Origin of the sequence: Streptomyces sp. NPDC001903 (genome assembly GCF_042891345.1) — a bacterium.
GTDB lineage: Bacteria > Actinomycetota > Actinomycetes > Streptomycetales > Streptomycetaceae > Streptomyces.
Genome location: NZ_JBIASZ010000016.1, coordinates 20,739 through 46,413, shown reverse-complemented (window position 1 = coordinate 46,413; position 25,675 = coordinate 20,739). Strand labels below are relative to the sequence as shown.

The window sequence follows — 25,675 nt, the reverse complement described above, 5'->3', positions numbered from 1 at the left end:
CGCTACGCCGTCGGCACGGGCTCCCGCTCGGGGGTGGCACCGGCCGCCGCGGCCGCCGCCCGGTCGCGCTTCTCGCGCCGTACGAGGACCAGCCAGCCCACCGGCACCGCCGCGGCGAACAGCCACCACTGCACGGCGTACGCCATGTGCGGGCCGATCGAATCGTGGTCGGGATCGGCGATCGGCTCGGGGCTGCCGCCCGCCGGGGCCGGGGCGGTGAGCTCCATGTAGCCGCCGAGCACGGGCTTGCCCAGGTACTGGGCCTGCTGGGCGCTGTTGATCAGCATCACCTGGCGGTCCGGCAGGCCCTTGCGGTCCTTGATGCCGCTGCCGCCGCTCGTCTCGTCGGCCTTCAGCCGCCCGGTGACGGTCACCTCGCCCGAGGGCGCGGCCGGCACCGGCGGGTAGGCGCGCGGGTCGTCGCCGCCCGCCACCCAGCCGCGGTTGACCAGGACCACCCGGCCGTCGGCGAGCACCAGCGGGGTCAGGACGTGGAAGCCGACCTTGTCGTCGTTGTCGGTGCGCATCCGTACGACGACCTCGTGCGCGGTGTCGTACGTACCGGTGGCGGTGACGGCGCGCCAGAAGTCGGAGCGCGGGACCTGGTGGCCGGGGGAGGTCACCTCGGTCATCGGCACCGGCTTCGCGGACAGGTTCGCCGCGATCAGCTCGTTCTGGGCGACCCGGTGCTCATGGCGGTGGTACTGCCAGAAGCCCAGCTTGATCATCGCGGGGATGAGGGCGAGGGCGATGAGGGTGAGGCACACCCATTGCCGGGTCAGCACAAAGCGGTACACGCCCACGACGGTACCCCCAGCCGAGGAGACCCCGGCGGCCGGGTGGCCGTCCGGGGTCGGGAAGGGAGGGGGAAGCGAGCGGGGAAGCGGACGGGGAAGGGGACCGGGAAGCGGAACCGGGGGAAGGTCACACGCGGTCGACGATGCCCACCTTCCCCTCCGCGCGGGCGCAGTGCGCTCCGCAGTACCACTGGCCCTCGACCTCGACGCCCTGCCCGATGATCTGCACCCGGCAGTGCTCACAGATCGGCGCCATGCGGTGGATGGCGCAGGAGAAGCAGTCGAAGACGTGCACGCTGCCTTGCGCGTGCACCTCGAAGGACATGCCGTAATCGTTTCCGCAGACCTCACAACGTGCCATGCGCCACAGGGTGGGACCGGACGGGCGGGACGGGAAAGCGGGCGCCGGGCGAGTCGCCCGACGCTCACCCGTCTGCCGCAGCCACGTCCCGCAGCAGTTGGGTGAAGGCCGCCTCGTCGACCACCGGCGTACCGAACGACTTCGCCTTGACCGTCTTGGAGGTGGCCGAGTCGGGGTCGTTCGTCACGAGCAGGCTCGTGAGCCGCGACACACTCGTCGCGACGTGCAGCCCCGCCTCGACGGCCCGGTCCTCCAGCAGCTCCCGGTCCACCGAGGTGTCACCCGAGAAGGCGATCCGCATGCCCTGCTTCAGCGGTTTGCCGTCCTCGAAGCGCCCCGGGTTGGGGTGCGGGCACGCGGGCCGCTTGCGCGAGGGCCGCCAGCTGTTGCTCCCGTACGAGGCCTGCCGGCCGATCCGGGGGGTGACGGGGGAGTCCGACCACTCCGTCAGCGGCCGGCACTCCAGCAGGGGCAGCCGTACGCCGTCCCGCGCGGCGGCGTGCAGCGACGGACGGAACGCCTCCGCGAGCACGCGGGCGTCGTCGAGGGCGTGGTGGGCGCGCTGCTGGACCACGCCGAAGTGCGCCGCGAGGGACTCCAGCTTGTGGTTGGGCAGCGGGAGGTTCAGCTCCTTCGACAGCGCGATGGTGCACAGCCGCTGGCGGACCGGCGCGGTCTCGGCGGCCCGCGCGTACTCCCGGGCGATCATCTGCCAGTCGAACATGGCGTTGTGCGCGACGAGCACCCGGTCCGCGAGCCGGTCCGCGAACTCCTCGGCGATGTCCTTGAAGAGCGGAGCGTCCTGCAGCATGTCGCTGGTGAGCCCGTGGATCCAGACCGGGCCCGGGTCCCGCTGCGGGTTGACCAGGGTGTACCAGTGGTCCTCGACATTGCCCTGCGCGTCGAGCCGGTAGACGGCGGCGGAGATTATCCGGTCGTCGCGAGCGAGCCCGGTCGTCTCCACGTCGACGACCGCGTACCCCTCGGGGTACGCGGTCGGCCACGTCGTCTCTGCGGTCGTACGGTCGTCGAGCATGGTCACAGAGGATATCGGCACACACTGACACGCGGTGCCCCTCGGGTTCGGCCGGCCCGGGCGCGGGGTCCGCGCACCGGATCACCGCAGGGGCGGGATCGGTGATGCCAGCAAGGAGCGGACCAGGGCGCGCAGGGAGAGCAGGAACAGCCGCTCCGGGTCGGCCGGGCGGGCGAGGGCGCGGGCGAGCTCCGGGTCGTCGGGGGCCAGGGAAGGGTCCCAGAGTTCGCTCTCGGCGGGGGACTGGGCGGGGGAGCGCTCGCGGTTGCGCTCCACCAGGAGGTACCCGACGATCTGGAACTGGACCGCGCGCACGGCGTCGGCGGCCCGCGCCCCGCGCAGCCCGGCCGCGTGCACCTCGTGGACCAGGGCCTGTTGGGCGGGCAGGAACATCCGCTCGGTGAGGCCGCGTTCGTGGACCATCGCGATCAGGTGCGGCCGCTCGCGCAGTTCGCGGCGCAGGATCCGGGCCACGGACAGGATCCGCTCGACGGGAGTGCGGCCGGCCGGCCGTATCGCGCCCATTTCCTGGACGGTCCGCTCCACGAGGGCGTCGAGCAGCGATTCGCGGTTGCCGACGTGCCAGTAGATGGAGGTCACCGCCGTGCCCAGCTCGGCGGCGAGTTTGCGCATGGTGAGGGCCGCCGGGCCGTGCTGCTTGACCAGGGAGGCGGCCGCCGCCAGTACCTCGTCACGGGTGAGCGTGGTTCTGGCCATGGCCGTCTCCCGCCAATCTGTCGGATCGTCAGTTCTGGTCGGTGCAGGGGTCTTTACCCTTCATCGGTGGCGGTGTAACTGTGTTACAGAACCGATCCGCTCAAGGACGAGGGATGGTGCGAGACATGGCACGCGTACGGTACGGAGCGCGCACCGAGGCCGAGATCACGGCGTCGCGCGAGAAGAGCGCCAAGCTCCCCGACATCTGGTCCACCGGTGTGGTGGCGGTCTGGGAGAGCGACCCGGACGTGGTGGCGGCGGTCCTGCCGCCGCCGCTCAAGCCCGCCGAGCGGCCCCTCGTACGGGCCAACATCAGCAAGGTCGACCTGCCCGGCTACCCCCTCGGCGCCGGCTCGGTGGCCGTCGCCGCGCAGCACGGCGGGGTCGAGGGCTGGTACCCGCTGGTCATGCCGATGACCCACGAACGGGCCCTGATCGGCGGCCGCGAGGTCTTCGGCGAGCCGAAGAAGCTGGGCGAGGTCGAGGTCGAGCGCGAGGGGCTCGTCGTACGGGCCTCCCTGGCCCGGCACGGGATCGCCTTCGTGGAGGTGCGCGGGGCGGTGGACCGCGCACTGCCGCTGCCCGAGCCCGCCGCCAAGACCGACTTCTACTTCAAGTTCCTCCCGTCGGTGGACGGTTCGGGCTTCGACGCCGACCCGGTGCTCGTCCACGTCACCCGCAACGAGAAGGTCCGCAAGCTGGAGCACATCACCGGTGACGTGGTCCTGCGCGAGTCGATGTTCGACCCCGTCGCCGACCTCCCCGTGCGCCGGATCGTGGAGATCACCATCGGCGAGAAGACCACCGACCAGAAGGGCCGCGTCGTCGAGCGCGTCAGCGCCCAGGCCCTCCTCCCGTACATCCACCAGCGCTACGACGACCCGATGCAGATCCTCGACGCACCCCCGGAGGGATCGTCCGGAGGGAGGGACTGACATGCGACTCGAACCCGGACAGGTGGCCGTCGTCACCGGCGCCGCGAGCGGCATCGGACGCGCGATGGCCCGCCGCTTCGCGGCCGAGGGGCTGCGGGTCGTCCTCGCCGACGTGGAGGAGGGGGCCCTGCACAAGGCCGCCGACGAGCTGACCGCCGACGGCGCCCGGGTGCTCGCCCGGCTCGTCGACGTCAGCGACCGCGACTCCGTCATCGCGCTCGCCGACGCCGCGTACGAGGCCTTCGGCGCCGTGCACGTGCTCTGCAACAACGCGGGCGTGGGCTCCGGCGCCGAGGGCCGGATGTGGGAGCACGAGCCCAACGACTGGAAGTGGGCCTTCTCCGTCAACGTCTGGGGCGTCTTCCACGGCATCCAGGCCTTCGTCCCGCGCATGATCGCGGGCGGAGGCCCCGGCCACGTCGTCAACACCTCCTCCGGCGACGGCGGCATCGCCCCGCTGCCCACCGCCTCCGTCTACGCCGTCACCAAGGCGGCCGTGGTCACCATGACCGAATCGCTCTACGCCCACCTCAAGGCCGAGCGCGCGCCCGTCGGCGCCTCCGTCCTCTTCCCCGGACCGCACATGCTGCGCACCGGGCTGTGGGAGTCGCACCGCAACCGGCCCGAGCGGTACGCGAAGCAGCGGCCGCGCAAGACCCCGTACCGCAGCCTCGACCAGTACGAGGCCGCCATGAAGCAGGCCGGCCACGCGGTGGACTTCACCCCGGTCGAGGAGGTCGCCGAGCACGTCGTCGACGGCATCCGCGCCGACCGCTTCTGGATGCTCCCGGCGAGCGAGCACAGCGACCGGCAGATCCGCGCCCGGTCGCGGTCGATGCTCGACCGCGCCAACCCCGCCTACCTGGAGAGCTTCATCCTCGACTGAGGAGCGACCGTTGAACGACAGCAGTGCGTACGAAGACCCGTACCTGATCATCTCCTCCGACTGCCACGCGGGACTGCCGACCGAGCAGTACCGCCCGTACCTCGATTCCCGCTTCCACCCGCAGTTCGACGAGTTCCTCGGCCAGCGCGACGCCCGCCGCGCCGAGGCCACGAAGCTCGGCGTCCGCAACGAGGCCTTCGCCGAGAAGTGGTTCCACGATCACGAGGAAGGCCTGCGGGGCGGCTGGGACACGGGACAGCGCCTGAAGGAGCTCGACGGCGACGGGGTCGCCGCCGAGGTCGTCTTCCCCGACGCCGACGCCGTGGACAGCCAGACCGCCGCCCCCTTCGGGGTGGGCCTCGGGCTCTCCGGCGACCAGGACCCCGAGCTCGGCATGGCGGGTGCGCAGGCGCACAACCGCTGGCTGGCCGAGTTCGTCTCCGAGACCCCCGAGCGGCACTGCGGGGTCGCCCTGCTGCCCATCACGGGCGAGCCGTCGAAGGTCGTGGCCGAGATCCACCGGGCCAAGGAGTCGGGGCTCGGCGCGCTGATGATCCCCGCGATGTGGGTGGACAAGGCGCCCTACCACGACCGCCGCTACGACCCGGTGTGGGCGGCCGCGGCCGAGACGCGGATGCCGATCGTCACCCACTCGGGGTCCTCTCCGCGCCACGAGTACGGCGACCACCTGGGCATCTTCGTCTCCGAGGTCACGTGGTGGCCGGCCCGCCCGCTGTGGTTCCTGCTCTGGTCCGGGGTCTTCGAGCGGCACCCGGGGCTGAAGTTCGGCGTCGCCGAGTCGGGCTGCTGGTGGCTGCCGAACCAGCTGTGGTTCATGGACCGGCTCTACCTCGGCGCACACGGCGGCAAGAAGCTGTCGCCGTTCGAGGAGCTCAAGCGCCCGCCGAGCGAGTACCTGGACCGGCAGGTGTTCATCTGCGCGACGAACACCAAGCGGCGCGAGCTCGCCCAGCGCTACGAGATCGGCGTGGACAACATCCTGTGGGGCTCGGACTTCCCGCACCCCGAGGGGACCTGGCCCAACACCCGGACCTGGCTGAAGAACACCTTCCACGACATCCCGGTCGGCGAGACCCGCCGGATGCTGGGTCTGGCGGCGGCGGAGGTCTTCGGCTTCGACACCGGGAAGCTGGCTCCGATCGCCCGGCGGATCGGCCCCACCCCGGCGGAGCTGGGCCAGCCGGCCGACCAGGCGGCGGTGGAGTCCTCGTGGGCCCGCTCGCGGGAGACGGGCCGCCACTGGCTGACGGGCGAGGACTTCCCGGCCCTGGGGGTGGACCGATGACGGACGCGGACCGGTACACGGTCATCTCGGCGGACTGCCACGCGGGGGCGGACCTGCTGGACTACAAGCCGTACCTGGAGAAGCGGTACCACGAGGAGTTCGACGCCTGGGCCGCCACGTACGTGAACCCGTACGAGGACCTCCTCGCGGACACGGCGGACCGCAACTGGAACTCGGCGCGCCGGCTCGCCGAGCTGGAGGCGGACGGCATCGTGGCGGAGGTCGTCTTCCCGAACACGATCCCGCCGTTCTTCCCCAAGGCCTCGCTGATGGCGCAGCCGCCGACGGCCGCGGAGTACACGATGCGCTGGGCGGGGCTCCAGGCGCACAACCGCTGGCTGGCGGACTTCTGCGCGGACGCGCCGGGCCGGCGCGCGGGCGTGGTGCAGATCCTGCTGAACGACGTGGACGCGGCGGTGAAGGAGATCCGCCGTACGCGGGAAGCCGGGCTGACGGGAGGCATCCTGCTGCCCGGCGTCCCGCCCGGCTCCTCGGTCCCCGAGCTGTACTCGGCCGCGTACGACCCGATCTGGGCGGTGTGCGAGGAACTGGACGTCCCGGTCAACCACCACGGCGGCTCGGCGTCGCCGCCGCTCGGCGACGAACCGGCCGCGCGGGCGGTCTTCATGGTGGAGACGACCTGGTTCTCGCACCGGGCCCTGTGGCACCTCATCTTCGGCGGGGCCTTCCGCCGCCACCCGGGCCTGAAGCTGGTCCTGACGGAGCAGGGCTCCGGCTGGATCCCGGGGGTCATGGAGATGCTGGACTACTACCACGGCCGCCTGGTCGCGGCGTCGGCGACGGCCGAGTCGAAATTCGGGGCGGGGCTGGCGGAGGCGATGGGCAAGGGCCCGAGCGAGGTCTGGCGGGACAACTGCTTCGTGGGGGCGAGTTTCATGCGCCCCCACGAGGTCCCGCTGCGGGACCGGATCGGCCTCGACAAGATCATGTGGGGCAGCGACTACCCCCACGACGAGGGCACCACCCCCTTCTCCCGCGAAGGCCTCCGCATCGCCTACGCGGGCCTCCCCAGGGACGAGGTCGCCGCGATGGCCGGCGGCAACGCGGCCCGCGTGTACGGCTTCGACCTGGCCCTGCTGGACGCGGTCGCGGCCAAACACGGCCCGACGGTCGCGGAGATCGCCGAACCCCTGAAGGAGATCCCCCGGGAGGCCACGAGCCCGGCCTTCGCCAAGGGCGGCTCGGTCCGCGTCTGGTAGCCCCGCGACCCCGCCCGCCGCCGGGGCGGCTCAGCTCATGTAGACGAGCCGCTCCGGCGGGATGGCCTCGACTCCGCTGACCGTCACTTCGCCGTTCACGTGGATCGTGAGCCGCTCCGTCCGCGAGAGTGGGGCAAGGTCCACAACGCCGCCACGCTGGTTGAGGGCGAGGCTGCTGAGGTGCGGGAGCGAGCCGAGCGGCTCCAACGAGCCCGTGACCGTGCACCAGCTCAGTGATAGACGGGTGAGCCGATCGAACCGGCTCAGCAGGGCCGGATCGACGGCCGCCTCCGCGATGTCCAGGCTGGTCAGTGACGGCTGGGGGTGGTGTGCCACGAGCTGCCGCAGCTGGTCGTCGCCGCATATGGACAGGGAGCGGAGCCGCGTCCATCGATCCAACCCGGCGAGGGGAATGTCGCGGGCCGCCATCCCCAGGCTCAGCGTCTGCAGCCCGTCCGAGACAGGAAGATCGCCGACGCATCCCACCGGGGGCCGGTAGCCGAGGTGCAGCGAATCGAGGGCGAGCGTACGCAATGCACCGAGCGGCAGCCCGTCCCGGAGGCCGAAGAGACTGAGGTTCCGCAGCGGCAGGTCGGCCAGCGGCCCCAGGTCACGGATGCCGGGGCACATGGACAGACCGAGGTAGTCGAGACGGTCCAGGGCGCGCAGCGGGGCCAGATCGATCAGGGCCTCGTTGCGGTAGAGGAACAGCCACTCCAGGTCTCGGCGGCGCTCCAGCAACCCGGACAGGCCTGGTGCCCAGTGCAGGTTCACCCGCTTGAGGTGGGTAAGCCGGTCGAGGCACGCGGCCTGCTCCGCCGTGTTCACCAGCAGGCTCGCCAGGCCCAGGTCGGCGCCGCTGAGCACCGCGTCCGCGTACTCCGCCGTGTCGAAGCTTCCCCAGCTCTCGGAGAGCGCGTAGGCCACGCGGGGGCGCGGATCCGATCGGAACCGGGCGATCACATCCAACGCCTTGGGGCCACCGATCTCGGCCGCGGTGAGAACGACCGCCTGGGCTACCTGCTCGTCCAGGCCGCTCTCGCGCGGCAGCAGTTCCAGGACGAGCTCCCCCGCCTTGGCCAGTGTCTGGGCCTGGCGGCGGCTGCGCGGCGGCATCAGCTCCGCCGTCCGGGACTGGATCTCGGCGCGAAGTGCCGGGTCCAGCTCCGGGGCGTGTTCCAGGCAGGCCGCGGCCAGCAGGACCAAGCGGCTGCGCACCCCCTTGACCTTGTCCGCACGGCGGAGCAGCCCCCGCAGCAGGCGGGTGCGTTCGTCCGGGCGGGCGTGCCCGACTGCCATGCGGACCACGTCGTCCCAAGTGTCGTCGTGCGCGTTCTTCACCAGCACGCCGAAGTCCCGGGACTCCACCGCGGCCTTGGCGCCCAGGTAGTCCTGGAAGGTGCGGTGGACGAAGTCCACCGACCCCTCCACCGGTTCGCGCAGCAGCCCGCTGCGGATCAGCAGGTGCGAGAAGACCTGCCCCGCGGTGCCCTGCACCTGTGGCATCGCGTCGAGCCACTCGCCGACCATCTCGGCCGCGTCGTCGAGACCCGCCTCCACCTGGCCGTTGCGGATCAGCCAGTACGCGAACCGCTGGAGCAGAGCCAACTGCTCGTCGCGGGTCAGATAGACCCCCTCCACCCCGCTGATCTCCCGCTCGGTGTCCCGCCGGACGAGCAGCATCTCCAGGGCGGCGTCGTACAGCTCCTTGCGGGCTCGCGGCAGCTGCATCCGCCGGTCCTGGTTGAGCGCGCACAGCAGCGCGCACATCAGCGGGTTGGTCGCAAGGCGGGCCAGATCGCGGCGTGCTCCCAGGGCCTCCAGCAGCGAGGCTTCGTATGCATCCACCTCCTGCCCCTCCGCGCGGGCCGCCCCGTGCCAGTGCGCGACGAACGCCCGGACGTCCCCTTGCTCCATCGCCAGCAGCGAGTGCGTGGTGAACCCCTGGCCCGCGAGCCAGCCCTCAGGGACCGCGGACGGTCGGGTGGTCACGACATACCGGGCCTTCGGGAAGGCGGAGACGAGGGAGCGCAGCCAGGTCTCCGTCCGGGTACGCAGCCGCTGTGGGACCTCGTCGACGCCGTCCACGAGGACCAGTGCCCGACCGCTCACCATGAGGTCCTCCACCCAGCCGGGCGGTGCGGACAGCGGGACGCCGGAGGCGCGCAGGAAGTCTTCGGGGAGCGGCAGGCTGTTGGACGAGGTGAAGGAGCGCAGGCGCAGAACGAACGGGACGTACATGCTCCACGGACCCGCAGTCTGCCGCGCCGCGTTGAGGGCCAGCCACTGCACCAGCGTGCTCTTGCCCGAGCCGGCCGGGCCGCGCAGCAGCACCCGCTCGCTCGCGGCGAGGGCCTGTTCGGCCCTGACCGCGGCCTGGTGTACCTCCGCCCCGTCGGGCGGCAGTTGCTGCCCACCGCTCACGGCGAGGCTGATGTACGCCACGTCCAGCGGCCATTCCTGGCGGGAGCGGCTGAGGGTGAGGCCGAAGAGCCGGAGGCGCCCGTGGGCCTCCGCGACGTACCGCGCGTAGCGCTCCTCGAAGGCGTACGCGGTCCCGCCACCGGCGTGGTCGAGGCGGTCCAGGGCTCGTCCCAGCTCGCCCGTCCGCCGGACCAGTTCCACGCCGGTCCGGGCCCCGAAGCCCGGCAGGGTCGTCAGGTACTCCACCGCGTGCGCGCAGCACAGCCGGGCCAGGTCCCGGTACAGGCGTTGCGCGGCCTCGTTCAGGCCCGGCGGCGGGGGCGGCAGGGTGGCCGCCAGGGCCGCGGGGTCGAGGTCCGCCGCGAAGAGGGCTTCCGCGTCCACGGGGCCGAGTGCGGCGAAGGCGTCGGCCACCGCGTCGGCCGCCGCCAGGCGCTCGTGCTCCGGGAGGCCCGCCGTGGCCTCGCCCAGGCGGGAGGCCAGGGTTCGGGTCAGGCTGCGGATCTCCGGGTCGCCGAGCTCCGTCGGGCGGCGCCAGCGCGGGGCCGGGGCGGCCGGGTCCGCCGTCAGGCCCGCGCCCGGGGAACGGGCCACGAGGGACTTCACCAGCGCCCCCGCCGCCGTGCCCGCCACGCGTAAGAGAACCGTCTCGAAGCCCGTCATCCCCCTGCCCTCCCCTTGGCCCGGAGATTATCGCGTGAACCGCCGGTAACCCCGATGGATACCGATCGGTAACAACCTCTGGCGGTGCCCGCGAACCCGCTCTATGGTGCGGGCATGCCGAACCTGCCCGATGTCGTGCTGTGGTCCATACCTGCCTTCGTGCTGCTCACCGTCATCGAGGTGGTGAGCTACCGGCTCCATCCCGACGAGGACGCCGCCGGGTACGACACCAAGGACGCGGCGACCAGCGTCGCCATGGGTATCGGCAGCATCGGCTTCGACCTCCTCTGGAAGATCCCGGTCGTCGCCGTGTTCACGGCGGTCTACGAACTCACCCCGCTGCGCGTGCCGTTCCTGTGGTGGACCGTCCTGCTGATGCTGCTGGTCCAGGACTTCCTCTACTACTGGCAGCACCGTCTCCACCACGTCATCCGCATCCTGTGGGCCTGCCACGTCGTCCACCACAGCAGCCGGAACTTCAACCTCACCACCGCCCTGCGCCAGCCCTGGACCAGCGCCACCACCTGGTGGTTCTACCTGCCGATGGTCGCCGTCGGCGTGCACCCGGCCGCGATCCCCTTCTGCTACGGGATCAACCTCCTCTACCAGTTCTGGGTCCACACCGAGCGCATCGGGAAGCTGCCGCGGCCCTACGAGTACGTCTTCAACACCCCCTCCCACCACCGCGTCCACCACGCCTCCCAGGGCGGCTACCTGGACCGCAACTTCGGCGGGATCCTGATCGTCTGGGACCGGATGTTCGGCTCCTGGGTGGGGGAGACCGACCGTCCCGTCTACGGACTCACCAAGAACATCAGCACCTACAACCCCCTGCGCGTCGCCACCCACGAGTACGCCGCCATCGCCCGCGACGTCCGCGCCGCCCGCAGCTGGCGCGAGCGCGCCGGACGCGTCTTCCGCGGCCCCGGCTGGCAGCCCGCCGCCCCGGCATCCGCCGACTCCGCCGCCCCGGCATCCGCGGAGCCCACCGCCCCGGCATCCGCCGAGCCCGCCGCCCCCGCGAAGGCCTCGGAGCACGCCGCGTGAGCGACACGGAGGCCCGTACGCCCTCCTGGGCGCGGCCCGTACCCGAGCCGGCCGGGGCCGCCGGCCGCGTCCTGCTCGCCGCCTTCGCCGTGGCCACCGCACTCGACCTCGGCTCGCTGCTGGCCGGCTGGCACCTCGGACACGTCCTCGCCAAGCCGCTGCTCATGCCGCTGCTCGTCGCGTACGTGATCACGCGCAAGGCTCCCCGCCTGCTGGTCGCGGCCCTGCTCTTCGGGTGGGGCGGGGACCTGGCCCTGCTCTTCGACGCCGACCCCGCCTTCCTCGTCGGCATGGGCTCCTTCGCCGCCGGGCACGTCTGCTACCTCGTGCTCTTCGGCCGGGGCAGGACGCATCCCGCGCTCGGGGGCGCGTACGCCCTCGCGCTCGTCGGGACCGTCGCGCTGCTCTGGGCGGACCTGCCGGCCGACCTGCGCATCCCGGTCGCCGGGTACAGCCTGCTGCTCACCGCCATGGCCTACCGCTCCAGCGCCCTCGGCCTGCGCGCCGGCCTCGGCGGGGCGCTGTTCCTGCTCTCCGACACGCTGATCGCCACCGGGGTCGCCGACTGGCCGCAGCTGCCGCGCCCCGACTTCTGGATCATGGCCACCTACGTCGCCGCCCAGTACCTGCTGGCCACCGGGGCACTCACCCCGACGCAGGCGTACGGTAGGACCGTCATACAAGACTGAACTATTTGATCCGGAGGGCTGCACACCCATGCGCGCCACCGTCATCCACGCCCCGCACGACATCCGCGTGGAGGAGGTGCCCGACGCTGCGATCCAGCGCCCCGAGGACGCCGTCGTCCGCGTCCTGCGTGCCTGCATCTGCGGCAGCGACCTGTGGGCCTACCGCGGCGAAGCCGCGCGCCAGCCCGGCCAGCGCATCGGCCACGAGTTCCTCGGCGTCGTCGAGGAGACCGGCTCGGCCGTGTCCGGCCTGAAGGCCGGCGACCTGGTCGTCGCCCCCTTCATGTGGTCCGACGGCACCTGCGACTACTGCTCCGAGGGCCTCTACACCTCCTGCGTGCACGGCGGCTTCTGGGGCTCGGTCGGCTTCGACGGCGGCCAGGGCGAGGCCGTCCGCGTCCCGCACGCCGACGGCACCCTCGTGAAGCTGCCCGCCGCGGCCGTCTCCGACGACCAGCTGCTGACCGGCCTGCTGGCCCTCTCCGACGTCATGGGCACCGGGCACCACGCCGCCCTGGGCGCCGGCGTCCGCAAGGGTTCCACCGTGGCCGTCGTCGGCGACGGCGCCGTCGGCCTGTGCGGGGTCCTCGCCGCCAAGCGCCTCGGCGCCGAGCGGATCATCGCACTGGGCCGCCACACCGCCCGTACGGACATCGCCAAGCTCTTCGGGGCCACCGACATCGTCGCCGAGCGCGGGGAGGCTGCCGAGGCCGCCGTCCGCGAGCTGACCGGCGGCCAGGGCGCCCACGCGGTCATCGAGGCGGTCGGCACCGAGCAGTCCATGCGCACCGCCGTCAACATCACCCGCGACGGCGGGGCCATCGGCTACGTGGGCGTCCCGCACGGCAGCGGCACCGGCCTCGACCTCGGTGTGATGTTCGACCGCAACATCACCCTGCGCGGCGGGGTCGCGCCGGTGCGCGCGTACATCCCGGAGCTGCTGGAGGACGTGCTGAGCGGCGCGATCGACCCGGCGCCCGTCTTCGACCGGGCCGTGTCCCTGGACGAGGTCCCGGACGGCTACCGCGCGATGGACGACCGCAGCGCGCTGAAGGTGCTCATCAAGCCCTGAAGACCCTGAACGGCGGGAGGGGCCGGCCCGGGGAGCTTCCCCCGGGCCGGCCCCTCCCGTTCAAGCCTGAGACCCGCTACTTCACGGCCTTCAGCGCGTCCACCACGCCGTAGCCGTAGTACCCGGTCTGGCCCCACTTGCTCTGGCACGTCGTGGCGTCGACCAGCGCGCCCGTCGCGTCGTAGACCTTCTCCGGGCAGGCCGTCTTCGTGGCCTGGGCCTTCAGCATGGCCTGGAGCTGCGAGGGCGTGGCCTTCGGGTGCGCGCTCTTCAGCAGCGCCGCCACGCCCGCCACGTGCGGTCCGGCCATCGAGGTGCCCTGCTTGTAGCCGTAGCCGCCGCCCGGGACGGTCGACAGCACGCGGCCGTTGGCGTCCGGCGTTGCCGGGACCTGCCACTTGTCGCCGCCGGGGGCCGCGACGTCGACGACGCCCAGCCCGAAGCTGGAGTAGTACGACCGGAAGCCCTTGTCACCGGTCGCGCTCACCGTGACCACACCCGGGAGCTGGGTGGGGATGTCCAGGCAGACGTGCGGGTCGATCGTGCGCGGGACCGGGGTGCCGTCGTCCGGGCTCGTCTCGTCGACGATGGCGTTGGACGCCAGGTCGTGGTTGGAGTTGCCCGCCGAGGCCACGCTGAGGACGCCCTTGCGCTCGGCGTACTTGGTCGCCCGGCCGAGGGCCTCCACCAGCGCCTTCTGGTCGTCGTCCGCCTTGCAGTTGTAGAGCCAGGGGTCGACGTAGTAGCTGTTGTTGGTCACCTCTATCCCCTTCTCGGCGGCGAACATGAAGCCGCAGACGACCGCCTCGGTGAAGAACAGGCTGGTGCCCGGCTCGCTCACCTTGATCGCGGCGACCTGCACGCCCGGCGCGACCCCGGCGACACCGATGCCGTTGCGCGCGGCCGCGATGGTCCCGGCCACGTGCGTGCCGTGGTCGCTGCCGTCGGGGTAGGGGCGCCACGCGCCGTCGGTGGTGTCCGCCACGCCGCCGACGCAGTTGGCCGACTGGCCCTTGGAGAAGTTCGGGGCGAGGTCCGGGTGGGTGTCGTCGACACCCGTGTCGATGACGCCCACGGTGACGTTCCGGCTGCCATCGTTGATCTTGTGCGCCTGATCGGCCTTGATCGTCCGCAGGTCCCACTGGTTGGGCTCCAGCGGCTCCTGACCGTCCGTGGCCGACGCCGCCGCCTTGGCGGCGTCCGCCGCGCTGAGCTTCTGCGTCGTGCCCTCCTCGGTGGTCGCCACCGTCTGGAGGGGAGCCGTCCGGGTGGCGCCGACCGACACGAACAGGCTGCGCTGCGCGCGCAGCTGCTTGGCGAAGTCCGGGTTCTGGGAGTGTGCGACGACGACCCCGATCTGCTCATAGGACGTCACCACCGTTCCACCGGCCCGCTCGACGGCCTTCTTCGCGGCCTTCACCGAGGCGTACGTGGTCAGGTTCGCGACGTACGAGAGCTTGGGGCCGGTGGTGTCGGGCTTCGCCGCGGCCGCCGTACCCGCCGTGTTGCCCAGCGGGGCGGCGGAGGCCGCGACCGAGGGCAGGAAGGCGAGCGAGGCGGTGAGCGCCAGGCCGACCGGAACGGCGATACGGCCGCGCCATTCAGGGGATCGTGACCCCAGCTGAGCCATGGGTTCTCCACATCATCCGTGAAAGAGCCGTCCGCGCGGGGTCGCGACGGACGGCGGGTTCATGTCAACCGAACCTAGTGCCGACGATCGACTTTCCGCCATCAGTTCGACGAAATCCGATTCCGAAGATTCATCCGAAGAATCAACGGGTGTTGAACCGTCCTGACGCGCCGTACGTGCCGTTGACAGGGGGGGATCAGCGCCACCGTCCCCCCACACGGAGGTTGTTTTGTCCGTCGTCCCCACCGCACCCGCGTCACAAGGAGAGCCCCCCGTGACCACCGAAGCAGCGCCGCCGCACGGCAGCGCGGGAACGCCCACGGCGAGCCCCACGGCCGAAGAGTTCTCAGCCGTCCAGCAGAGCGCCGAATTCGCCGAACTGCGCAGTTCCTACCGGTCCTTCGCCTTCCCGCTCACCGTGGCCTTCATCGCCTGGTACCTGCTCTACGTCCTGCTGTCCAGCTACGCCGGCGGCTTCATGGGGACCAAGCTCTTCGGCAACATCAACGTCGCCCTCGTGCTCGGCCTCGCCCAGTTCGCGACGACCTTCCTGATCGCCTGGCTGTACTCCCGGCACGCCGCCGCGCAGCTCGACCCCAAGGCCGCGGCGATCAAGGCGCGGATGGAGGCCGGCGAATGAGCGACACCCTCCCGCTCCCGCTCGCGGTGAACGTGGCCGCGGGTGCCACCGAGCACCGGCCGCTGATCATCACCCTGTTCGGGCTGTTCGTCGTCGCCACCCTCATCATCACGATCTGGGCCGGCCGCCAGACCAAGGACGCCGCCGACTTCTACGCGGGCGGCCGCCAGTTCACCGGCTTCCAGAACGGCCTGGCCATCTCCGGCGACTACATGTCCGCCGCGTCCTTCCTCGGCATCGCCGGCGCCATCGCGCTCTTCGGCTACGACGGCTTCCTCTACTCCATCGGCTTCCTCGTGGCCTGGCTGGTCGCCCTGCTGCTCGTCGCCGAGCCGCTGCGCAACTCCGGCCGCTACACGATGGGCGACGTGCTCGCGTTCCGGATGCGCCAGCGGCCCGTCCGTACCGCCGCGGGCACCTCCACCATCGTGGTGTCGATCTTCTACCTGCTCGCCCAGATGGCCGGCGCCGGCGTGCTCGTCTCGCTGCTCCTCGGCATCACCAGCGACGGCGGCAAGGTCGCCGTCGTCGCGCTGGTCGGCGTACTGATGATCCTCTACGTCACCATCGGCGGGATGAAGGGCACCACCTGGGTCCAGATGATCAAGGCCGTCCTGCTCATCGCGGGCGCCCTGCTCATCACCTTCCTGGTGCTGCTGAAGTTCAACTTCAACATCTCCGACCTGCTGGGCAAGGCCGCCGAGAACAGCGGCCAGGGCGCCAAGTTCCTCGAGCCCGGGCTCAAGTACGGCAAGGACGCGACGACGAAGCTGGACTTCATCTCGCTCGGCATCGCGCTCGTGCTCGGCACCGCCGGCCTGCCGCACATCCTGATCCGCTTCTACACGGTCCCCACGGCCAAGGCCGCCCGCAAGTCCGTGAACTGGGCCATCGGCATCATCGGCGCCTTCTACCTGATGACCATCGCCCTCGGCTTCGGCGCCGCGGCCCTGCTCAAGCGCACCGACATCATCGCCTCGAACAAGGCCGGCAACACCGCAGCGCCGCTCGTCGCCCAGGAACTCGGCGGCGGCTCCGGCTCCACCGGCGGTGCGGTCCTGCTCGCCGTGATCTCCGCGGTCGCCTTCGCCACCATCCTCGCGGTCGTGGCCGGGCTCACGCTCGCCTCCTCCTCGTCCTTCGCCCACGACCTGTACGTGAACGTGATCCGCAAGGGCAACGCCACCGAGCAGGAGGAGGTCCGCGCGGCCCGCTGGTCCACGGTCGTGATCGGCGCCGTCGCCATCGGCCTCGGGGCCCTGGCCCGCGACCTCAACGTCGCCGGCCTCGTAGCCCTCGCCTTCGCGGTCGCCGCCTCCGCCAATCTGCCGACGATCCTCTACAGCCTCTTCTGGAAGCGGTTCAGCACCCAGGGCGCGCTGTGGTCGATCTACGGGGGCCTCGTCTCCGCGGTCGTCCTCGTCCTCTTCTCCCCGGTCGTCTCCGGGAAGCCCACCTCGATGTTCAAGGACGCCGACTTCTACTGGTTCCCGCTGGAGAACCCGGGCATCGTCTCCATCCCGCTCGGCTTCCTGCTGGGCTGGCTGGGCACCGTCCTGTCCAAGGAGAAGGCCGACCCCAGGAAGTTCGCGGAACTCGAGGTCCGCTCCCTTACGGGAACGGGCGCGCACTGACACTGTGCTCATCGTGAGATGAGCCGAGCACGCAACGTGGCCGCGTCGTACTTCTCTACGACGCGGCCACGCCGTGTCTCGTTCATTTGGGCATCCCTGCGCGCCACGGCCGTCGCGTAGGCTCGAATACAGCGCCAGGCCTTTGACCGAAGTGGCGTGAACGTCTCTATGGACCGGACAGGGAGGGGGCCCGAAATGCTTCTGGACACCTACGGCCGCGTGGCCACTGACCTGCGCGTATCGCTCACCGACCGGTGCAATCTGCGCTGCACCTACTGCATGCCCGAGGAAGGCCTGCAGTGGCTCGGGAAGTCGGATCTGCTGACCGACGAGGAGATCGTCCGGCTGATCCGCATCGCCGTCACGCAGCTGGGGATCACCGAGGTCCGCTTCACCGGCGGTGAACCGCTGCTCCGCCCCGGCCTGGTCGGGATCGTCGAGCAGTGCGCCGCCCTGGAGCCGCGCCCCCAGATGTCCCTGACCACCAACGGCATCGGCCTCAAGCGCACCGCACAGGCGCTCAAGGCCGCCGGGCTGGACCGGGTAAACGTTTCACTCGACACCCTGCGGCCCGAGGTCTTCAAGACCCTCACCCGGCGTGACCGCCACCGCGACGTCATCGACGGGATGGCCGCGGCCCGCGAGGCCGGCCTGACCCCCGTCAAGGTCAACGCCGTCCTGATGCCGGGCCTCAACGAGGACGAGGCCCCCGACCTGCTCGCCTGGGCCGTGGAGAACGAGTACGAGCTCCGCTTCATCGAGCAGATGCCGCTCGACGCCCAGCACGGCTGGAAGCGCGAGGGCATGATCACGGCCGGTGACATCCTCGCCTCGCTGCGCACCCGCTTCACCCTCACCGAGGAGGGCGCCGACGAGCGCGGCTCCGCCCCGGCCGAGCGCTGGGTGGTCGACGGCGGCCCCGCCACCGTGGGCGTCATCGCCTCGGTCACCCGCCCGTTCTGCGGGGCCTGCGACCGTACGCGGCTCACGGCCGACGGCCAGGTCCGTACGTGCCTCTTCGCCACCGAGGAGTCGGACCTGCGCGCCGCGCTGCGCTCCGGGGCCCCCGACGAGGAGATCGCCCGCCTGTGGAAGGTGGCGATGTGGGGCAAGAAGGCCGGGTCCGGACTCGACGACCCGTCCTTCCTCCAGCCCGACCGCCCGATGTCCGCGATCGGCGGCTGACGGCGGCGCACGCCGGCCGCCGCCGGCCGGCGTCTCGGCCGGCACCGGCCGCTACGGGCGTTCCGAGCCCTCCGGCTGGACCCACTCGTCGAGCTTCACGACGTCCTTGAGGAACCCGCGGACCCCCAGGAACTGCGAGAGGTGCTCCCGGTGCTCCTCGCACGCCAGCCAGGTCTTGCGGCGCTCCGGCGTGTGCAGCTTCGGGTTGTTCCACGCCAGGACCCAGACGGCCGCGTCGCGGCAGCCCTTGGCGGAGCAGGAGGGCGCGGGCGCCTCGGGGAGGTCGGGGGAGTCAGGGGAGTTCACGCCTCAACCCTACAAACCCCTGCCACGGAAAGGCGACGCCGAGCAGCCACGGGGGGAGCTGCCCGGCGTCGGTCCGTCGCTCCGACGGGGGATGCGGAGCGCGTAGGCAGTATGTCACGCAGGACCCGGTGCGGTGCACCGGAACTTCATGATTGATCTGAGCTTTTCTTGAGGTTTCCCGCGTCCAGTGCAGGGCGCACAGGTGACGGGATGAAGTGCGAGGGCAGCGAGGGGGTCGACTCGCGCCCCGCGTTGGCGATGACCACGGCCACGTACGGCAGCAGCGCGCCCGCGATGAGCGTCACGATCGCCACGTGACGTTCCACGTTCCACAGGATCACCGTCGCCAGCACCGAGAGCGTCCTGATCGACATCGAGATGACGTACCGGCGCTGCCGTCCCCGCACGTCCTCGTCGAGGCCCATCCGGGCTCCGGTGATCCGGAAGACCTCGGCCCCGTTCCGCTTCTTCCGCTCCACGCTCCACCGCCCGATCCGCCTGCCGGACACTCCCCGGTCCGGACCCCTCCCACCGTACGCCGCCCGCTCCGTGGCGAGGAGAGGGGGTGTCCCCCGAATGGGGCTGTCCGAAATGCGCAGTACGCCGTACGGGTCGACACTGGGCCCACATGCGCACAACGCGCCACGAGGAGGCTCGACATGTCATGGTTGTGGGCGATCATCGTCGGTTTCGTGCTGGGCCTCATCGCCCGGGCCGTCCTGCCGGGCAAGCAGCATCAGCCCCTCTGGCTGACCACCCTGTTCGGCATCGCCGGCGGCATCCTCGGCAACGCTGTCGCGGTGTGGATCGGCGTCGGGGAGACCAAGGGCATCGACTGGACCCGGCACCTGCTGCAACTCGCCGGAGCGGTGCTGATCGTCGCTCTCGGCGAGATGGCCTACAAGTCGCTCAAGGGCGGCAGCAAGCAGATGACCTGAGGGCGGCATGCCGGAGGGGCCGGCCGGACGTGGTGTCCGGACCGGCCCCTCCGCCGCGTTCAGGCGTCAGGCCCCGGGCGTCAGCCCGTGACCTCGACGGCCGCCAGGTTCTTCTTGCCGCGCCGCAGCACCAGCCAGCGCCCGTGCAGCAGCTCCTCCTTGGCGGGGACCGCGTCCTCGGCGGTGACCTTCGCGTTGTTCACGTAGGCGCCGCCCTCCTTCACGGTCCGGCGGCCGGCCGACTTGCTCGCCACCAGCCCGGTCTCCGCGAGCAGGTCCACCACGAGGCCGAGTTCGGCGACCCGGGCGTGCGGCAGCTCGGACAGGGCCGCGGCCAGCGTGGCCTCGTCCAGGTCCGCCAGCTCGCCCTGGCCGAACAGCGCCTTCGACGCGGCGATCACGGCCGCGCACTGGTCGGCGCCGTGCACCAGCGTGGTCAGCTCCTCCGCCAGCGCCCGCTGGGCGGCGCGCGCCTGCGGCCGCTCGGCGGTCTGCGCCTCCAGCTCCTCCAGCTCCTCGCGGGACTTGAAGGAAAGGATCCGCATGTAGGTGGAGATGTCCCGGTCGTCCACGTTCAGCCAGAACTGGTAGAACGCGTACGGGGTGGTCATCTCCGGGTCGAGCCACACGGCCCCGCTCTCGGACTTGCCGAACTTGGTGCCGTCCGCCTTGACCATCAGCGGGGTCGCCAGCGCGTGCACGACCGCGCCCGGCTCGACCCGGTGGATCAGGTCGAGGCCGGCCGTCAGGTTGCCCCACTGGTCGGAGCCGCCCTGCTGCAGCACGCAGCCGTAGCGCCGGTACAGCTCCAGGAAGTCCATGCCCTGGAGCAGCTGGTAGCTGAATTCGGTGTAGCTGATGCCCTGGTCGGAGTCGAGCCGCTTGGCGACCGAGTCCTTCGTCAGCATCTTGTTGACCCGGAAGTGCTTGCCGATGTCCCGCAGGAACTCGATGGCGGACATGCCCGCCGTCCAGTCCAGGTTGTTCACCATCAGCGCCGCGTTCTCGCCCTCGAAGGACAGGAACGGTTCGATCTGGGTGCGCAGCCGGGCCACCCAGTTCGCGATCGTCTCCGGGTCGTTCAGCGTCCGCTCCGCGGTCGGCCGGGGGTCGCCGATCTGACCGGTGGCCCCTCCGACCAGCGCCAGCGGCCGGTGCCCGGCCTGCTGGAGCCGGCGTACGGTCAGCACCTGCACGAGGTGTCCCACGTGCAGGGAGGCCGCCGTCGGGTCGAAGCCGCAATAGAAGGTGACCGGACCGTCCGCGAACGCCTTGCGGAGCGCTTCTTCGTCGGTGGACTGGGCGAACAGCCCGCGCCACTTCAACTCGTCGACGATGTCCGTCACGGTTTCTCGACTCCTTCGAATGGTTTTGCGTCGCGCCGAGGATTCAGTCTAGGTGGTCAGACACCCTTGCTGACCGAGCTCATGTTGAAGTCCGGGATGCGCAGCGCGGGCATCGCGGCCCGCGTGAACCAGTCGCTCCACTCGCGCGGCAGGGTCTTCTCGGTCCGGCCCGCCTCCGAGGCCCGCGAGAGCAGGTCCACCGGCGACTCGTTGAACCGGAAGTTGTTCACCTCGCCCACGACCTGGCCGTTCTCCACCAGGTAGACGCCGTCCCGGGTCAGGCCCGTGAGCAGCAGCGTCGCCGGATCCACCTCGCGGATGTACCAGAGGCAGGTCAGCAGCAGACCCCGCTCGGTGGAGGCCACCATCTCCTCCAGCGAGCGGTCGCCGCCGCCGTCCAGGATCAGGTTCCCGAAGCCCGGGGCGACCGGCATCCCGGTCATGCCCGCGCTGTGCCGGGTCGTGGTCAGCCGGGCCAGCTCGCCCTCGCGGATCCACTCCGTCGCCGGGACCGGCAGCCCGTTGTCGAAGACCGAGGCGTCGTCGCCCGAGCTGTGCGCGATCACGAACGGCGCGGACTCCAGGCCCGGCGCGTTCGGGTCGCTGCGCAGGGTCAGCGGCAGCTCGGACAGCTTCTCGCCGAGCCGGGTGCCGCCGCCGGGCTTGGAGAAGACCGTCCGGCCCTCCACCGCGTCCCGGGCCGCCGCGGACCACATCTGGTAGATCAGCAGGTCGGCCACCGCCGTCGGCGGCAGCAGGGTCTCGTACCGGCCGGCGGGCAGCTCGATCTTCCGCTCCGCCCAGCCCAGCCGTACGGCGAGCTCGGCGTCCAGCACCGTCGGGTCCACGTCCTTGAAGTCCCGGGTGGAGCGGCCGGCCCAGGCCGAGCGCTGCCGGTCGGGGGACTTGGCGTTGAGCTCCAGGGTGCCGTTCGGCTGGTCGTGGCGCAGCCGCAGCCCGGTCGAGGTGCCGACGTACGTGGAGACCAGCTCGTGGTTGGCGAAGCCGTACAGCTCCCGGCCGCCCGCCCGGGCCCGGGCGAAGGCCTCGCCGAGGGCCGGGGCGAAGTCCGCGAACACCGCCGAGGAGGTCTCGGCCGGGGCGTCCGTGAAGTCCGGCGAGGCCGGGGTCCCGGTGACCAGCGGCCGGGCGTCCTCCGCGGGGCCGGCGCCGCGCGCGGCCGCCTCGGCGGCCCGGACCAGCGGCTCCAGGTCCTCGGCGGTCACGGCGGAGCGCGACACGACCCCCGAGGCCGTGCCCTCCTTGCCGTCGACGGTGGCGATGACCGTCAGGGTCCGGCCGCGGGTGACGCCGTTGGTGGTGAGCGCGTTGCCCGCCCAGCGCAGGTTGGCCGTCGACTGCTCGTCGGCGATGACGACGCAGCCGTCGGCGGTGGACAGCTCCAGCGCACGCTCGATGATCTCGTGGGGCTTGGTGCGTCCGTTCGAAAGCGTGCTCATCGGCCGGCCTCCTGCGTGGTGTTCAAGATGTTCACGTCGCGGAACAGCGCGGACGGGCAGCCGTGCGAGACGGCCGCGACCTGGCCCGGCTGGGCCTTGCCGCAGTTGAAGGCGCCGCCGAGCACGTACGTCTGCGGCCCGCCGACCTTCTCCATCGACCCCCAGAAGTCGGTGGTCGTGGCCTGGTAGGCGACGTCGCGCAGCTGGCCGGCCAGCCTGCCGTTCTCGATGCGGAAGAACCGCTGCCCGGTGAACTGGAAGTTGTAGCGCTGCATGTCGATCGACCAGGAGCGGTCGCCGACGACGTAGATGCCGCGTTCCACCCCGCCGATCAGGTCCTCGGTGGACAGCCCGCCGGGATCCGGCTGGAGCGAGACGTTCGCCATCCGCTGGACGGGCACGTGCCCGGGGGAGTCGGCGAAGGCGCAGCCGTTGGACCGGCCGAGGCCGGTGAGCTTCGCGATCCGCCGGTCCAGCTGGTAGCCGACCAGGGTGCCGTCCTTGACCAGGTCCCAGCTCTGCGCCTGGACGCCCTCGTCGTCGAAGCCGACGGTGGCCAGGCCGTGCTCGGCCGTGCGGTCACCGGTCACGTTCATGATCGGGGAGCCGTACTTGAGCTTGCCCAGCTGGTCGAAGGTGGCGAAGGAGGTCCCCGCGTACGCCGCCTCGTAACCCAGCGCCCGGTCGAGCTCGGTGGCGTGGCCGATGGACTCGTGGATGGTGAGCCACAGGTTGGACGGGTCCACGACCAGGTCGTAGCGCCCGGCCTCGACGCTCGGCGCCCGCATCTTCTCGGCGAGCAGTACGGGGATCTGCTCGAGCTCGGCGTCCCAGTCCCAGCCGGTGCCCGTCAGGTACTCCCAGCCGCGCCCGGCCGGCGGGGCGATGGTGCGCATCGAGTCGAACTCGCCGGTGGTGGCGTCCACGGCGACCGCGGTGAGCTGCGGGTGGATCCGCACGCGCTGCTGCGTGGTCATGGTGCCGGCGGTGTCGGCGTAGAACTTGTTCTCGTGGACGGCGAGCAGCGAGGCGTCGACGTGCGCCACCCCGTCGGCGGCCAGCAGCCGCGCGCTCCAGTCGGCGAGCAGGGCCGCCTTCTCCGCGTCCGGCACCTCGAACGGGTTCACGTCGTACGCCGAGATCCACGTCCTGTCGGCGTGCACCGGCTCGTCCGCGAGCTCCACCCGCTCGTTCGATCCGGCGGCCTTGATGACCTGCGCGGACAGCTTCGCCATGGCCACGGCCTGTGAGGCCACCTTGGCGGCGCCGTCCATGGTCAGGTCCACGCCGGAGGCGAACCCCCAGCTGCCCCCGTGCACCACGCGGACCGCGTACCCGAGGTCGGTGGTGTCGGAACCGCCCGAGGGCTTGGCGTCCCGGAGCCGCCACGAGGCGCTGCGGATCCGTTCGAGCCGGAAGTCGGCATGGTCGCAGCCCAGCGCGCGGGCCCGGGCGAGCGCCGCGTCGGCGAGCGCCCGCAAGGGCAGCGCGGTGAAGGCCGCGTCGATGGAATGGGGCACGGTAGTCCTCCCGGAGTCGGGGCCGGTCGCCTCGATCATGTCGCGCTCGGGCCTCTTGTGCCTACATCTTTCTGTAGGGACTCGACAGAGCCCGTACCGAGGCCCTGTGGGAGATCGATTCTGCGTGCGGGCAGCCCGGCCTATAGGTTTCTGGTACTCAGACCGCTAGTCGAAAGGGTGATCCGTTGAGCCGCTCGGTTCTCGTCACCGGAGGAAACCGGGGCATCGGCCTCGCCATCGCCCGAGCCTTCGCACAGGCCGGCGACAAGGTCGCGATCACGTACCGGTCGGGTGAGCCGCCGCAGGAGCTCACCGGGCTCGGCGTCCTGGCGGTCCGCTGCGACATCACCGACTCCGAGCAGGTGGAGCAGGCCTACAAGGAGATCGAGGACGCGCACGGCGCCGTCGAGGTGCTGGTGGCCAACGCCGGCATCACCAAGGACACGCTGCTGATGCGCATGTCCGAGGAGGACTTCGCCTCCGTCGTCGACACCAACCTCACCGGCACCTTCCGGGTGGTCAAGCGTGCGAACCGTGGCATGCTGCGTGCCAAGAAGGGCCGCGTCGTCCTGATCTCCTCGGTCGTCGGACTGCTGGGCTCGGCGGGCCAGGCCAACTACGCCGCCTCCAAGGCCGCGCTGGTCGGCTTCGCCCGCTCGCTCGCCCGTGAGCTCGGCTCGCGCAACATCACCTTCAACGTCGTGGCCCCCGGTTTCGTGGACACCGACATGACGAAGGTGCTCACCGACGAGCAGCGCGCGGGCATCGTGGGCCAGGTTCCGCTGGGCCGCTACGCCCAGCCCGAGGAGATCGCGGCAGCCGTGAGCTTCCTGGCGTCCGACGACGCCGCGTACATCACAGGAGCCGTCATTCCCGTTGACGGCGGATTGGGCATGGGTCACTGATCACCATGAGCGGAATTCTCGACGGCAAGCGCATCCTCATCACCGGGGTGCTGATGGAGTCGTCCATCGCCTTCCACGCCGCCAAGCTGGCCCAGGAGCAGGGCGCCGAGGTCATCCTCACCGCGTTCCCGCGCCCGACGCTGACCGAGCGCATCGCCAAGAAGCTGCCGAAGCCGGTCAAGGTGATCGAGCTCGACGTCACCAACGACGAGCACCTGGCCCGCCTGGAGGGCCTCGTCCGCGAGGAGCTCGGCGGCCTCGACGGGGTCGTGCACTCCATCGGCTTCGCCCCGCAGGACGCCCTCGGCGGCAACTTCCTGAACACCCCGTTCGAGTCGGTCGCGACCGCCATGCACGTCTCGGCGTTCTCGCTGAAGTCGCTGACCATGGCCTGCAAGCCGCTGTTCCCGGCGGAGGGCGCCGCCGTCGTCGGCCTCACCTTCGACGCGCAGTACGCCTGGCCGCAGTACGACTGGATGGGCCCGGCCAAGGCCGCGCTGGAGGCCACCAGCCGCTACCTCGCCCGTGACCTGGGCAAGGAGAACATCCGCTGCAACCTGGTCTCGGCCGGTCCGATCGGCTCGATGGCCGCGAAGTCCATCCCGGGCTTCTCGGAGCTGGCGGACGTCTGGAACTCCCGCTCGATGCTGGAGTGGGACATGAGCGACCCGGAGCCGGCGGGCAAGGGCGTCGTGGCCCTGCTGTCGGACTGGTTCCCGAAGACCACCGGCGAGATCGTCCACGTGGACGGCGGCCTGCACGCGATGGGTGCCTGAGCCAGGCACCGGTACGTCCGTACGGCGGCGGGGGGGGGGGCCCCCCCGGGGGCCCCCCCCCCCCCCCGCGCCCCCCGGGGGGGGGGGGGGGGCGGGGGCGGCCGCGCCCGGGGGGGGGGGGGGGGGCGCCGGGGGGGGGGGGCCCCGCCCCCCCCCCCGGGGGGGGGGCGGCGGGGGCCCCC

Annotated in this window: 24 protein-coding genes; 13 read left to right on the top strand and 11 right to left on the bottom strand. The window is 71.5% G+C overall.

Features of this window, described 5'->3' with window-relative positions; translation table 11 throughout:
• Window positions 1-2 precede the first annotated feature (2 nt).
• From ACFYZS_RS29815 to ACFYZS_RS29800, 4 genes are all read right to left on the bottom strand, one after another.
• On the bottom strand, window positions 3-797 hold the full coding sequence (locus ACFYZS_RS29815; RefSeq protein ID WP_389019114.1) for an SURF1 family protein: 795 nt from the start codon (window positions 795-797) through the stop codon (window positions 3-5).
• 127 nt (window positions 798-924) lie between these two features.
• A complete protein-coding gene (locus ACFYZS_RS29810; protein WP_078622409.1) occupies window positions 925-1,158 on the bottom strand; it encodes a hypothetical protein in 234 nt (77 codons plus the stop codon).
• Window positions 1,159-1,222: 64 nt separating this feature from the next.
• Window positions 1,223-2,200, bottom strand: a complete 978-nt coding sequence (locus tag ACFYZS_RS29805; RefSeq protein ID WP_389019110.1) for a DEDDh family exonuclease — start codon at window positions 2,198-2,200, stop codon at window positions 1,223-1,225.
• 75 nt (window positions 2,201-2,275) lie between these two features.
• Window positions 2,276-2,911 (bottom strand): TetR/AcrR family transcriptional regulator, encoded by a 636-nt coding sequence (locus ACFYZS_RS29800; RefSeq protein ID WP_389019107.1) that lies wholly within the window; start codon window positions 2,909-2,911, stop codon window positions 2,276-2,278.
• 125 nt (window positions 2,912-3,036) lie between these two features.
• On the opposite strand from ACFYZS_RS29800, the gene ACFYZS_RS29795 reads away from it, so the two are divergent.
• Genes ACFYZS_RS29795 through ACFYZS_RS29780 form a run of 4 tightly spaced genes read left to right on the top strand, consistent with a single transcriptional unit; the run spans window position 3,037 to window position 7,258 of the window.
• Complete coding sequence (locus ACFYZS_RS29795) at window positions 3,037-3,846, top strand: acetoacetate decarboxylase family protein (protein ID WP_389019104.1); 810 nt, start codon at window positions 3,037-3,039, stop codon at window positions 3,844-3,846.
• A 1-nt stretch (window position 3,847) separates the two neighbouring features.
• Entirely contained in the window at window positions 3,848-4,732 is an 885-nt protein-coding gene (locus ACFYZS_RS29790) for an SDR family NAD(P)-dependent oxidoreductase (protein ID WP_389019102.1), read from the top strand.
• A 10-nt stretch (window positions 4,733-4,742) separates the two neighbouring features.
• Window positions 4,743-6,038, top strand: coding sequence for an amidohydrolase family protein (locus tag ACFYZS_RS29785; RefSeq protein WP_389019099.1), 1,296 nt, complete (start codon window positions 4,743-4,745; stop codon window positions 6,036-6,038).
• A complete protein-coding gene (locus ACFYZS_RS29780; RefSeq protein ID WP_389019097.1) occupies window positions 6,035-7,258 on the top strand; it encodes an amidohydrolase family protein in 1,224 nt (407 codons plus the stop codon). The genes ACFYZS_RS29785 and ACFYZS_RS29780 overlap by 4 nt, the downstream gene beginning before the upstream one ends.
• Window positions 7,259-7,288: 30 nt before the next feature.
• On the opposite strand, the gene ACFYZS_RS29775 is transcribed toward ACFYZS_RS29780, so the two are convergent.
• Complete coding sequence (locus tag ACFYZS_RS29775; protein ID WP_389019094.1) at window positions 7,289-10,345, bottom strand: NACHT domain-containing protein; 3,057 nt, start codon at window positions 10,343-10,345, stop codon at window positions 7,289-7,291.
• 114 nt (window positions 10,346-10,459) lie between these two features.
• Between ACFYZS_RS29775 and ACFYZS_RS29770 the strand changes: the two genes are divergently transcribed.
• The 3 genes from ACFYZS_RS29770 to ACFYZS_RS29760 are packed head-to-tail and all read left to right on the top strand — an operon-like array spanning window position 10,460 to window position 13,153.
• Window positions 10,460-11,392, top strand: coding sequence for a sterol desaturase family protein (locus ACFYZS_RS29770; protein WP_389019092.1), 933 nt, complete (start codon window positions 10,460-10,462; stop codon window positions 11,390-11,392).
• Window positions 11,389-12,081 carry a lysoplasmalogenase gene (locus tag ACFYZS_RS29765; protein WP_389019089.1) on the top strand — a complete coding sequence of 231 codons (693 nt, stop codon included), beginning with the start codon at window positions 11,389-11,391 and terminating at the stop codon, window positions 12,079-12,081. The genes ACFYZS_RS29770 and ACFYZS_RS29765 overlap by 4 nt, the downstream gene beginning before the upstream one ends.
• Window positions 12,082-12,109: 28 nt before the next feature.
• A complete protein-coding gene (locus tag ACFYZS_RS29760) occupies window positions 12,110-13,153 on the top strand; it encodes a zinc-dependent alcohol dehydrogenase family protein (RefSeq protein WP_389019086.1) in 1,044 nt (347 codons plus the stop codon).
• Window positions 13,154-13,229: 76 nt separating this feature from the next.
• On the opposite strand, the gene ACFYZS_RS29755 is transcribed toward ACFYZS_RS29760, so the two are convergent.
• Window positions 13,230-14,783, bottom strand: coding sequence for a S8 family serine peptidase (locus ACFYZS_RS29755; RefSeq protein WP_389019083.1), 1,554 nt, complete (start codon window positions 14,781-14,783; stop codon window positions 13,230-13,232).
• Window positions 14,784-15,057: 274 nt separating this feature from the next.
• Here ACFYZS_RS29755 and ACFYZS_RS29750 point away from each other — a divergent pair, with 274 nt between their 5' ends.
• From ACFYZS_RS29750 to moaA, 3 genes are all read left to right on the top strand, one after another.
• Window positions 15,058-15,423: a DUF485 domain-containing protein gene (locus tag ACFYZS_RS29750; protein WP_389019081.1), complete on the top strand. Its 366-nt coding sequence runs from the start codon at window positions 15,058-15,060 to the stop codon at window positions 15,421-15,423.
• A complete protein-coding gene (locus tag ACFYZS_RS29745) occupies window positions 15,420-17,057 on the top strand; it encodes a cation acetate symporter (RefSeq protein WP_389019078.1) in 1,638 nt (545 codons plus the stop codon). The genes ACFYZS_RS29750 and ACFYZS_RS29745 overlap by 4 nt, the downstream gene beginning before the upstream one ends.
• Window positions 17,058-17,252: 195 nt before the next feature.
• Window positions 17,253-18,242 carry a GTP 3',8-cyclase MoaA gene (gene moaA, locus ACFYZS_RS29740; RefSeq protein WP_389019075.1) on the top strand — a complete coding sequence of 330 codons (990 nt, stop codon included), beginning with the start codon at window positions 17,253-17,255 and terminating at the stop codon, window positions 18,240-18,242.
• A 51-nt stretch (window positions 18,243-18,293) separates the two neighbouring features.
• Here moaA and ACFYZS_RS29735 read toward each other — a convergent pair whose 3' ends face one another.
• Both ACFYZS_RS29735 and ACFYZS_RS29730 read right to left on the bottom strand, forming a co-directional pair.
• Window positions 18,294-18,548 (bottom strand): hypothetical protein, encoded by a 255-nt coding sequence (locus ACFYZS_RS29735; RefSeq protein ID WP_389019072.1) that lies wholly within the window; start codon window positions 18,546-18,548, stop codon window positions 18,294-18,296.
• Between the two features lie 146 nt (window positions 18,549-18,694).
• Window positions 18,695-19,027: a DUF3099 domain-containing protein gene (locus ACFYZS_RS29730; protein WP_078988647.1), complete on the bottom strand. Its 333-nt coding sequence runs from the start codon at window positions 19,025-19,027 to the stop codon at window positions 18,695-18,697.
• A 180-nt stretch (window positions 19,028-19,207) separates the two neighbouring features.
• On the opposite strand from ACFYZS_RS29730, the gene ACFYZS_RS29725 reads away from it, so the two are divergent.
• Window positions 19,208-19,486, top strand: a complete 279-nt coding sequence (locus ACFYZS_RS29725; RefSeq protein WP_327131540.1) for a GlsB/YeaQ/YmgE family stress response membrane protein — start codon at window positions 19,208-19,210, stop codon at window positions 19,484-19,486.
• 80 nt (window positions 19,487-19,566) lie between these two features.
• Here the strand turns inward: ACFYZS_RS29725 and tyrS are convergent, their stop codons facing one another.
• The 3 genes from tyrS to ACFYZS_RS29710 are packed head-to-tail and all read right to left on the bottom strand — an operon-like array spanning window position 19,567 to window position 23,851.
• On the bottom strand, window positions 19,567-20,832 hold the full coding sequence (gene tyrS, locus ACFYZS_RS29720; protein WP_389019068.1) for a tyrosine--tRNA ligase: 1,266 nt from the start codon (window positions 20,830-20,832) through the stop codon (window positions 19,567-19,569).
• A gap of 56 nt (window positions 20,833-20,888) precedes the next feature.
• Window positions 20,889-22,292 carry a metallopeptidase TldD-related protein gene (locus ACFYZS_RS29715; protein ID WP_389019065.1) on the bottom strand — a complete coding sequence of 468 codons (1,404 nt, stop codon included), beginning with the start codon at window positions 22,290-22,292 and terminating at the stop codon, window positions 20,889-20,891.
• Complete coding sequence (locus ACFYZS_RS29710; protein WP_389019062.1) at window positions 22,289-23,851, bottom strand: TldD/PmbA family protein; 1,563 nt, start codon at window positions 23,849-23,851, stop codon at window positions 22,289-22,291. The genes ACFYZS_RS29715 and ACFYZS_RS29710 overlap by 4 nt, the downstream gene beginning before the upstream one ends.
• A 146-nt stretch (window positions 23,852-23,997) precedes the next feature.
• Between ACFYZS_RS29710 and fabG the strand changes: the two genes are divergently transcribed.
• Together fabG and fabI are read left to right on the top strand one after the other, a co-directional pair.
• Window positions 23,998-24,717: a 3-oxoacyl-[acyl-carrier-protein] reductase gene (fabG, locus tag ACFYZS_RS29705; RefSeq protein ID WP_389019059.1), complete on the top strand. Its 720-nt coding sequence runs from the start codon at window positions 23,998-24,000 to the stop codon at window positions 24,715-24,717.
• A gap of 5 nt (window positions 24,718-24,722) precedes the next feature.
• Window positions 24,723-25,493 carry an enoyl-ACP reductase FabI gene (gene fabI / locus ACFYZS_RS29700; protein ID WP_389019056.1) on the top strand — a complete coding sequence of 257 codons (771 nt, stop codon included), beginning with the start codon at window positions 24,723-24,725 and terminating at the stop codon, window positions 25,491-25,493.
• The last annotated feature ends 182 nt before the right edge of the window (window positions 25,494-25,675 follow it).